Source organism: Ruminococcus sp. RTP21484sp1_RTP21281st1_A8_RTP21281_210402 (assembly GCF_040914025.1).
Taxonomy (GTDB): Bacteria; Bacillota; Clostridia; order Lachnospirales; family Lachnospiraceae; genus Blautia_A; species Blautia_A faecis.
In genome coordinates this window covers 82,912-92,066 of sequence record NZ_JBCPGE010000015.1, presented here as the reverse complement: position 1 = coordinate 92,066, position 9,155 = coordinate 82,912, and the positions used below count along the sequence as shown (strand labels likewise).

General features: G+C 43.2%; 9 protein-coding genes and 1 pseudogene. 1 reads left to right on the top strand and 9 read right to left on the bottom strand.

Going from position 1 to position 9,155, the window contains the following annotated elements:
- The 9 genes and pseudogenes from AB5170_RS09290 to AB5170_RS09250 all read right to left on the bottom strand — a co-directional run.
- The coding region (locus AB5170_RS09290) for a diguanylate cyclase (RefSeq protein ID WP_368365060.1) at positions 1-2,358 on the bottom strand (2,358 nt) is incomplete at its 3' end.
- Complete coding sequence (locus AB5170_RS09285; RefSeq protein WP_319017142.1) at positions 2,346-2,549, bottom strand: phosphatase PAP2 family protein; 204 nt, start codon at positions 2,547-2,549, stop codon at positions 2,346-2,348. The genes AB5170_RS09290 and AB5170_RS09285, both read right to left, overlap by 13 nt.
- Before the next feature lie 88 nt (positions 2,550-2,637).
- Positions 2,638-2,811 (bottom strand): hypothetical protein, encoded by a 174-nt coding sequence (locus AB5170_RS09280; protein ID WP_226840925.1) that lies wholly within the window; start codon positions 2,809-2,811, stop codon positions 2,638-2,640.
- A 171-nt stretch (positions 2,812-2,982) separates the two neighbouring features.
- Positions 2,983-3,129 (bottom strand): annotated as a pseudogene (locus tag AB5170_RS09275) (TnpV protein); the annotation flags it as partial.
- A gap of 233 nt (positions 3,130-3,362) precedes the next feature.
- Positions 3,363-4,397 (bottom strand): hypothetical protein, encoded by a 1,035-nt coding sequence (locus AB5170_RS09270; RefSeq protein ID WP_368361443.1) that lies wholly within the window; start codon positions 4,395-4,397, stop codon positions 3,363-3,365.
- A gap of 421 nt (positions 4,398-4,818) precedes the next feature.
- Positions 4,819-5,664: a metal ABC transporter permease gene (locus AB5170_RS09265; protein WP_368361444.1), complete on the bottom strand. Its 846-nt coding sequence runs from the start codon at positions 5,662-5,664 to the stop codon at positions 4,819-4,821.
- Positions 5,661-6,374, bottom strand: a complete 714-nt coding sequence (locus AB5170_RS09260) for a metal ABC transporter ATP-binding protein (RefSeq protein WP_226815067.1) — start codon at positions 6,372-6,374, stop codon at positions 5,661-5,663. The genes AB5170_RS09265 and AB5170_RS09260 overlap by 4 nt, the downstream gene beginning before the upstream one ends.
- Complete coding sequence (locus tag AB5170_RS09255) at positions 6,371-7,444, bottom strand: metal ABC transporter substrate-binding protein (RefSeq protein ID WP_368361445.1); 1,074 nt, start codon at positions 7,442-7,444, stop codon at positions 6,371-6,373. Before AB5170_RS09255 ends, AB5170_RS09260 begins: the two co-directional genes overlap by 4 nt.
- 11 nt (positions 7,445-7,455) lie before the next feature.
- A complete protein-coding gene (locus AB5170_RS09250; protein WP_173736348.1) occupies positions 7,456-7,875 on the bottom strand; it encodes a Fur family transcriptional regulator in 420 nt (139 codons plus the stop codon).
- Positions 7,876-8,103: 228 nt separating this feature from the next.
- On the opposite strand from AB5170_RS09250, the gene AB5170_RS09245 reads away from it, so the two are divergent.
- Positions 8,104-9,060 carry an L-lactate dehydrogenase gene (locus tag AB5170_RS09245; RefSeq protein ID WP_173772965.1) on the top strand — a complete coding sequence of 319 codons (957 nt, stop codon included), beginning with the start codon at positions 8,104-8,106 and terminating at the stop codon, positions 9,058-9,060.
- The last annotated feature ends 95 nt before the right edge of the window (positions 9,061-9,155 follow it).

The window sequence follows — 9,155 nt, the reverse complement described above, 5'->3', positions numbered from 1 at the left end:
GACATAAGGATAGGGAATATCCTCCTTATTTTTCTCATAAATCCACTGAATATCCTCATCTGCTGCCCTGTGTGTGATAATGCTCTCAATCTCATAGACCAGATCTTTAAGACAGATATATTCATGAGTCAAAACAATATGACCTTCCTCTATTTTGCTCATCTGCAGAACATCATTAATAAGGGAAAGTAAATAATCCGCTGCTATCTTCATCTTTTTATGATTTTCCCGTATCAGTGCTTTATCCTCAAAATGGGTCTCATCAATCTTTAACAGACCAATAATACCATTCAAAGGTGTCCTGATATCATGGCTCATACGGCTTAGGAAATTCGTTTTCGCCCTGCTCTCGGCACGCATTTCATTAAATGCAGCCTGAAGGTGTGCCTGTTCCTGCTCATCCCGTTCATGTCTCTGTGTGGTATCCTGCAACAGAATGATTGCATAAATCATAGGGATCTCAGCAAGAATTTCTGTATCAAACACCACCATTCTGGTCATAAGAACTGTTTTCTGTACCCAGCGGATACTTCCATCATCTTCGCGGGCACAATACTCCACAGACATATTTGTTTCTCCGTTCTCAAACCTCTTACGAAGCTTTTCACAATTATCTGTCATACAGTAACCGGCAATTGTTTCCTGGGTGATTTTTTTCTCATATTCCCAGCAGTAATCCTGATAAGAACATGGAAGTGAATAATCCATAAAAAGTTCCCGGCTCTTCTGTTCTTTTCCATTCAGTACAATCCTTCTTTCCAGAACATCTTTTGTCAGATTTACTGTATAGATCACATCTGACAATTCCAGAAGCGCATCCACATAGCTGTCATTTTCCAGGATAGACTGTTTCAGCTGTTCATAATAAAGCTGCAGCTGCTCTTTTGCCCCTGTCTGACCTTCTGAAGTCTTTCGGATGGTTTCAAATGCCAGGAGAAAATGATGCAGCTTTTTGTCCTCATCCCAGTCCACAGGAATCAGTGTCAGGCGGTTATATGCCCCCTGTTTCCCGATATTATACTCATATTCCAGCACATCTTTCTTCGTATGCATTTTCTTTTGAAGTTCCGAAATCTGCAGCCCTTCGCGAATATCTGCCTGACAGGACTTTTCAATCTGTTCCTCTATGATCTGTTCCACTGCACCGGAATATGCACCATCAGAGGCCAGGAAAAAATTTTCACTGGAACGAATCGCCCGATAGGTATCCATCCCGGCATCACAATACAGACAATCTGAGAAATTACTGCCGTGCTGATTAAGCAGCTTTAACAGCTGATATCCCTGATTCTTTTCTGCTGCAGCCTCTTCCCTTTTTACATGATTCTTATTGATATACATGTTTTTGTCTGCGCAGTTAAACAGCTCCCTCATTGTACTTCCGGGAAAATCACAGGCCAGTGCAAAACCTACCGCATAGCTTAGCTGAGTATCCGGATACACTCTGGATTCCTCTGCCATATCTCTGCGCACCTTTTCAAGGCACTGTGTCATCTGTTCCCTGTCCAGTCCATGGGTAACTACAAGAAACTCATCTCCACCTGCTCTTCCCACAAACTGCTCTGCTGGTATGGAAGCCCGCAGGCAGATAGCAAATCTACGGATATAGGCATCACCGGCTTCATGTCCTCTGCTGTCATTAATACGCCGGAGATTATTAAGGTCAAAACTGCAGACACCGGTATCTGCATCCGTTTCTTCCTCACTCAGTAATTCTTCACATTTATTTTTGTTCGGAAGTCCTGTCGCATCATCCAGATATACTTTTCGCTGCAACAGACGGTTCATTGCAGCATACTGTATTGCTTTTATAAACTCATATCCGATCAGCAGCATCAACACAACAATATCTGCTGTGATATATTTTTCAAGCAATGATAAGGATGTGGCTTTTTTCTGCGAATATTTTTCGGCCAGACCTGTTGCTTCATCACAGATTACAAAGAAATCCTCACTTCTGGATATAATATCTGTTTTTTCATATCCTTCAGACCGCCCCAAACAGATTTCTTTATACAGATCAGAAAATCCCTCGTCCAGTTCCTGCATTTTATTCTGAAAATCCGTATCATTCAGATATACCAGATTCAGTTTCGTATTTCCATTGCGCAGACCATCAATGAAAGACCTTACCTCCTGGATCATTGCATCGTCCTGTTCCCCGGCAACCTCCAGCTTGATGATCCTCTGTGTCTCTCCACGGACTAAACCAGTATAATTTACAATACGAGCCGTTCCCTGAATATCAGAAACAATTCCCATCATTATAATAATAAGAATAGCCAGAATAACTGCCAGAACACCAATACTGACCTGAATCATACTGGATTTCTTTTTCTTATTCTTTACTTCGGACATGGTCCTCCCCCTTCTTGTTTTATTCTGTAAAAAATGGCCTGGATGAACCGATATCCCAGATATCCTGATATAGCGCCTGCCAGGACTCCGCCAAGAACATCTGTGGGATAATGCACATACAAATACAATCTTGATATTCCTATCAGACAGGCAAGAACCAGAACCGGTTTCCACAGCTTCTTTTCTCCCATTCTTTCAGCATATACATTATTTTACCCTACTTTTTCCTGTATGCCTACTCAAATTTGAATGTATTTATTTATAAACAGGATTAGGGTGTCAAAAGGTCACTGACCTTTGATATATATTTCCTTTTGCATCAAATAAGTGAAACCGGCTCAGTTCCGGTTCTTCTTTTGGATCTCGCTCAAACCGAAGAATATACTGTTCCAGTAATTTCTCAACTTCTTTCTGGTTATCCAATTTGCCAAGATACTCCTTCTCTTTGAACAATTGCCAGCCTGCTTTTCCATCAAGACCAGCGTCTTTGAAAAATGTCAGTAACTTATCACTTCCTTTCAGGCAAAGAAAAAGACGCAAGCCACATTTCTATGACTCACGCCTTACTTCGCTCACAATATTCTATTTTCATTAGTTATCTGCTAGATTGTTTACTGGCAACATTTATACATAAATCAATTCCTTGAGAATAATCTCTTCCGCAATCGCTCTGTGCTGATTAGCAGCTCTTACCCAGGCAATCTGATTTTTCTCTTTATCCGGTAATGGTTCTTTTTCTTCCAACTGTTTCAGGATCACTTCTTCCCGTTCTCTGGCTGCCTGCGTTCATTTTATTAGCACTCTCCATTTCTCATCATTTTTTGACCACAAATTTACGACATTTACGACAAATCTGACACTGCTTTACAATACCAGACAAAATGACTGATGCCCCGGAAAGCCTGTAAAACAGGCACTTCTAGGATACACAAGCCAGGACAAAAATCGACTTTCATTATCAAGAGGTGAGTGCTAATTTCACATTTTCCAATTTTTCTATTTTCCTACAGCATTTCCCTCAGCTGATAATTTGTATACACCTGTTCATAATCATATTCCGAATCATACCTGGTAAGTGTCACCATAGGATCTGCACCCGGAATGATCTGGTAGCTATAGGAAACTTCGTAATCCTCATCTATAAATTTCACAGCACCCTGGTTTTCAGAGCCTTCTGTGATTTCTGTCCTGTAAGCTGTGAAAACACGTCCGCTGTTTATGTCATTTGCCATGGCAGTCATAACTTCGGCCAGATTTCCAAGATCCTCATTTATCGTAAACTGGTTCCAGCGGTCTACCAGAACCGCACCATAGCATTTATCGCCATACTCACTGGTGGCCTCTCTCCAGCAAATGTTGATATAGTTATCATCCGTTATTCTGTAGCTTCCAACATAGTCCCTGGGATCATAATATTCATCTCCTGCCCAACGAGCTGTAAAGGTTCCATTGTCTTCATCCAGGGAAACTTCATAATCTTTTTCCAAATTCGCAGCCCCAAGATAGCGGGCAATGATCTCCTCCAGATTGTCTGTTTCCGGATGATAAATATAGGGATTCTCCTTTGGAATCTTAGCCTTTTCGCTATCTTCCAGATCGTCCAGATTATCCAGGCTCTGAGATTCTCCTGTCTGCACCAGTTCACGTCCAAAAATCACCTGGGTATCCTCATCTAAGCTCCCCACAAACTCTCCGTCCACCGTATCAAGATAAATGTCTCCTTCCTCCAGGGAAACAAGTATTTTCCCATCCTCCAGTTTCCATGAGACCTTCAGAATTTCTGCCGAGTCTGACTCCTCACTATTGTAGGACATTTCCATGTAAGCACTTCCGTCTTCCATCAGCCTCATTTCCAAGTATTGGTTCAAATATTCCGCTACATTGTGACGTTCGCTGCTTTCGTCAGAATATATTACATAATTGGCATACCAGATGCCCATATAGTCCTCCGGATTTTCGATTTCTGCATAGGCAATAGCTGGAAACAATGCGACGGTTAACATTCCGGTAAATACTGCAGCAATTATTTTTCTTTTCATAAGCACCCTCCCTGAATCATATAATTTTTCTGAAAAATATAATTTCAACTTTGCAGCCAGATACAAAACAGTAACCAGAAATTTTTTCTACAACTGTATCATTCTGCTGTAACTATATTATAAGAAATTTACCCAGGAAAAAGCACTATACTCTGGTTAGTATTTTTCTCATTGCTTATATAAAAAGAATCCAGCTTGCAGGATTCTCCGCCTGCGACAGGTCGTCCCGAGCGACAGCTACCCTTTCCGCCGTAACGTGTTCCTACCCGGTAGGTTTTTTCATGTAATAGGCTATTACATAAAAAAGGCGTCCCCTGCAAGCTGAACCACTTACAAGAACGCCCTGTACATCGAATATTAAGTAACTGCCATATTAACTTGTCTGATTTTTCAGACACACTCTACCGCTCTCTACCATATTCTATCTCTCTAAAAGCTTCCCAATCAGGCTTGTCACCAGAAACGCCGCAATATCTACAGCCACAATGGTAGACCCTACCGGCGTTCCGCCCAGAATGGAAACAATAATTCCAAGAAATGCACACAACACGGATAAAATCGCCGAACAGATAATTACTGCGCTGAATCGTTTATAGATCCTCATTGCCGACAGTGCCGGGAAAATGATCAGAGCTGAGATCAACAGGGACCCCACCAGATTCATAGCCAGTACAATGATCACCGCTGTGATCACCGCAATCAGAAGATTGTACATATCCGTCCTGGTTCCAGTAGCTTTTGCAAAATTTTCATCAAAGGTAACCGCAAATATCTTATGATAAAATACTGTAAACAGTGCCACAACAATAACAGACACCACTACACACAGCCACACCTCAGATGTGGTCAGAGTCAGGATTGACGTAGAACCAAACAGGCTGCTGCACACATCTCCGGAAATATTAGAGCCTGTGGAAAAAACATTCATCAGCAGATAGCCAACTGCCAGGGCGCCAACCGAAATCATAGCGATTGCCGCATCTCCTTTGATCTTCGTACTCTGTCCTGTACGAAGAAGCAGCACCGCACAGATCACAGTTACCGGCATGACAAACAGCATATCGTTGCTGAAATTCAGCACTGATGCAATGGCCATAGCTCCGAATGCCACATGAGACAGTCCGTCCCCAATAAAGGAAAATCGCTTCAGCACCAGCGTTACCCCCAGAAGAGAGGAGCAAAGTGCAATAAGCACGCCTACGATCAAAGCATACCACACAAATGGATACTGGAAATAAAATACCAGTTTTTCAAAAATTCCGCTCATGCTTTTCCCTCCTCTCCAGCATCCACAAGCCTCTTTCCAATCTTGCTTTCCAGATATTCCTCTTTTGTTCCGAAGAAAACCTTCTGTCCAATATGCAGCACATGACTTGCATAAGTCGCTACTTCACTGATATCGTGGGAAATCATGATGATGGTTACTTGGTCTTCTTTATTTAATTCGTTGATAATCTGGTACATATCCGCAGTTGCAACCGGATCCAGACCAGAAACAGGCTCATCCAGAAGGAGGATTTTCCTTGTGGCGCAGAGAGCTCTGGTCAGAAGCACTCTCTGCTGCTGCCCGCCGGACAACTGTCGATAACAACGGTCAGCCAGATCCGTAATCCTGGTTTTCTCCATCAATTCACGGGCTTCTTTTTTCTCTGCTTTATTGTAAAAAGGACGAAGCCCCATTCTTCCCAGGAAACCGGACATCACAATTTCATCTACCGAAGCAGGGAAGTCTCTCTGAAGCGCAGTCTGCTGTGGCAGGTAGCCAATCTCGTTGATTTTTAAATCGTCTCCCAGAATGATGCTGCCGCTCATAGGGCTCTGAAGATGAAGAAGGGTTTTCATCAGTGTGGATTTCCCAGAGCCGTTTTCTCCTACGATACAAAGGTAATCACCGGAATTTACGCTGAAATTCAGCCCGGACAAAATCGCTTTTCCTTCATATCCCAATGTAAGGTTCTCGCAAGTAATCAGACTCATAATGCCTCCTTCAGAATCTGGAGATTATTTTCCATGATGGAAAGGTAGGTGGTTCCCTCTTCCACATCCTTTGTTGTTACGGACTGCATGGAATTTAATGTCAAAATCTTCTGATCCTTAGTGTTTGTATTTTCAATCACTGCTTTCGCCACTTTCTGATCGGAATTCTCGATGGTGAGAACAGCCGGAAGGTTCAGCTCATCCAGCTTGCCAGCCAGAAATGTGATGGTCTCGAAGCTGGCATCTGTTTCTGCGGAACAGCCGGCAAATGCAGCGTAGTAAGTAAGATTGTAGTCGTCAATTAAATAGCGGAACGGGAAACGATCTGCAAAAAGCAGGGTTTTTGACTGGGATTTCTCCACTGATGTCTGGTATTCCTGATCGAGAGCTGCCAGTTTTTCTTCGTAATCCTCGGCGTTCTGCTGATAAAGCCAGGAATGCTCCGGATCAACATCAGCAAGACTACTGGCAATGGTGTCGCAGAACAGAGACGCATTTTTCAAAGACAGCCAGACATGCTCATCGTATTCCAGATCATCATCGTGGGTATGCTCTTCTTCGTGAGTGTGACCATCTTCATCCTGCATCCCCTCTACAATCTCTTCCTCCTTCACCTGGTCTCCCAACACGTCCATCAGGTTGATTGCTTTTCGGTCTGGGTTTCCGGCGCCCTTCAATGCATCGGCAACCCAGGAATCAGACTCACCGCCTACATAAATAAACAGGTCACAGGTGGATACCTTCAAAATATCTTCCATGGTAGGCTGGAAACTATGCATGTCTGTTCCGTTACCCAAAAGCAGGGTAAGATCCACATTCTCGGCCTGGTCACCCAGGATTTCCTTTACCCAGTCGTATTCTGGAAAAATAGTGGCTACAATCTGAAGCTTCTGACTATCTGAGCTGGCATTTTCCTGTTCGCTGCCATTTACCCCGCTCTGGCTTTCCGCCACACTGGAATTGTCAGTTTCTGCCGCCGCACCTGCACCGCAGCCTGCAAGAAGGCAGGCAGTACCTATTGTGGCAACTGGCATGAGCAGCCTTTTGAATTTATTTTTTAATTTGTACATGTTCAACCTCATTATTTTCCTCTACACTCCTCACAGATTCCATAAAACACCGTCCTGGTAAAATCCCACTGAAATCCATGGTCTGCCAGCATATGCTCGCCCAGATGTGTCATCTCCTCACATTCCAGATGAATCACCTTTCCACACTTCTCGCATTTGCAATGAAAGCATATATGTTTATGACAATGCTCATCATGTCCCAGATACTCGAAGCATGCACTGCTGGTGCCGTCTACCACATATTTGGCAACCAGTCCCTGCTCCACCATCCGGTCAAGCTGGCGGTACACCGTTGTGGTTCCGATAGAAATCCCCTGACTTTTAAAGTATTTACATATATCGCTGACTGTAACATGTTTTCCTTCCATAGAGCACAGATAATTCTCCAGCTCTGTAATCTGTCTGGTACGATATTGTGCTTTTTCGCTCATTTCCCGCGCCTCCAATTTGAAAATCATTTTCATATTATAGCAGATTCTTTTTCAAAGTCAATATGAAAATCGTTTTCATTTTTATCATTCCGTATTTTTTATAGTGCAATCCAAAATTCTCTTGTTTCTGCAGCACACAAGTGCTATTCTTATTCACAAAACAGACATGCCATCTATCGGTGACATCACTATATATGAAAGTTTACGTTTCTAAAGGAGCCTGACATCATGGAAAATATAAGTTATGGAAAAATTGTTCTGATCGGCGCAGGTCATGTAGGATCTGCAATTCTGGACTCTCTTCTGCGAATGAATCTTGCAGATGAGATCGTTGTCATAAACAGAAATGAAAAAAAAGCATTGGGAGTCGTACTGGATGCCAGCCACACCACCGCCTTTGCATACAGTGCCAACGCAAACATCCGGGTGGGTACCTACGAGGACTGTAAAGACGCCCAAATTATCATCAACACCGCAGGTCCCAGCATTCAGCCGGGTAACTCCCGTGACCGCATGGTGCTGCTGCAGACCAATGTACAGGTGATGAAGGAGATCATGACACAGATTACCACTTACACCCGTTCTGCCATTATTATCAATGTTTCAAATCCAATGGACATTCTTACTTATATTGCACAGAAGGAATTCAACTATCCCCGAAATCTTCTGATCGGTACCGGTACTCTTCTGGACACCGCCCGCTTCAATAAAATGCTTGCCGACCTGTGCGGTGTAGATGCCAAAAATGTCACCGGATTCGTTCTGGGCGAACACGGCGGCACAAGCTTTATCCCATGGAATGCGGTTAATATTGTAGGAATTCCTTTCCATGATTTTCAGAAGCAGTTTGGTCTGAAAGAGCCTGTTGACTGTGAAAAGCTGCTTCACGAGGTGAAGGTCAGCGGTCTGGACATTGTAGAACTGAAGGGCTACACAAGCTCCGGCATCGCCCTCAGCGTCTGCCGTCTTGTAGGAGCCATTATGCGAAATGAACGTGCCGTTGTACCGGCTTCCGTTGTTCTGGAAGGGGAATACGGATTAGAAGGAATCGCAATGAGCCTTCCATGCGTTATTTCACGAAATGGCGTGGAACGCACACTGCAGATTCCGCTGGATAAAGAGGGTGAGAAAAATCTTAAGATCTGCTACGAGTATCTCCGTAATGTAATCGAGAGTATTTCCTGACACCATAAATAATAAAAGCTTACTACAACTTAGACATTTATTTTTTCAATGTCTAAATCGCAGTAAGCTTTTTTACTTATAAAGCATACATAAAG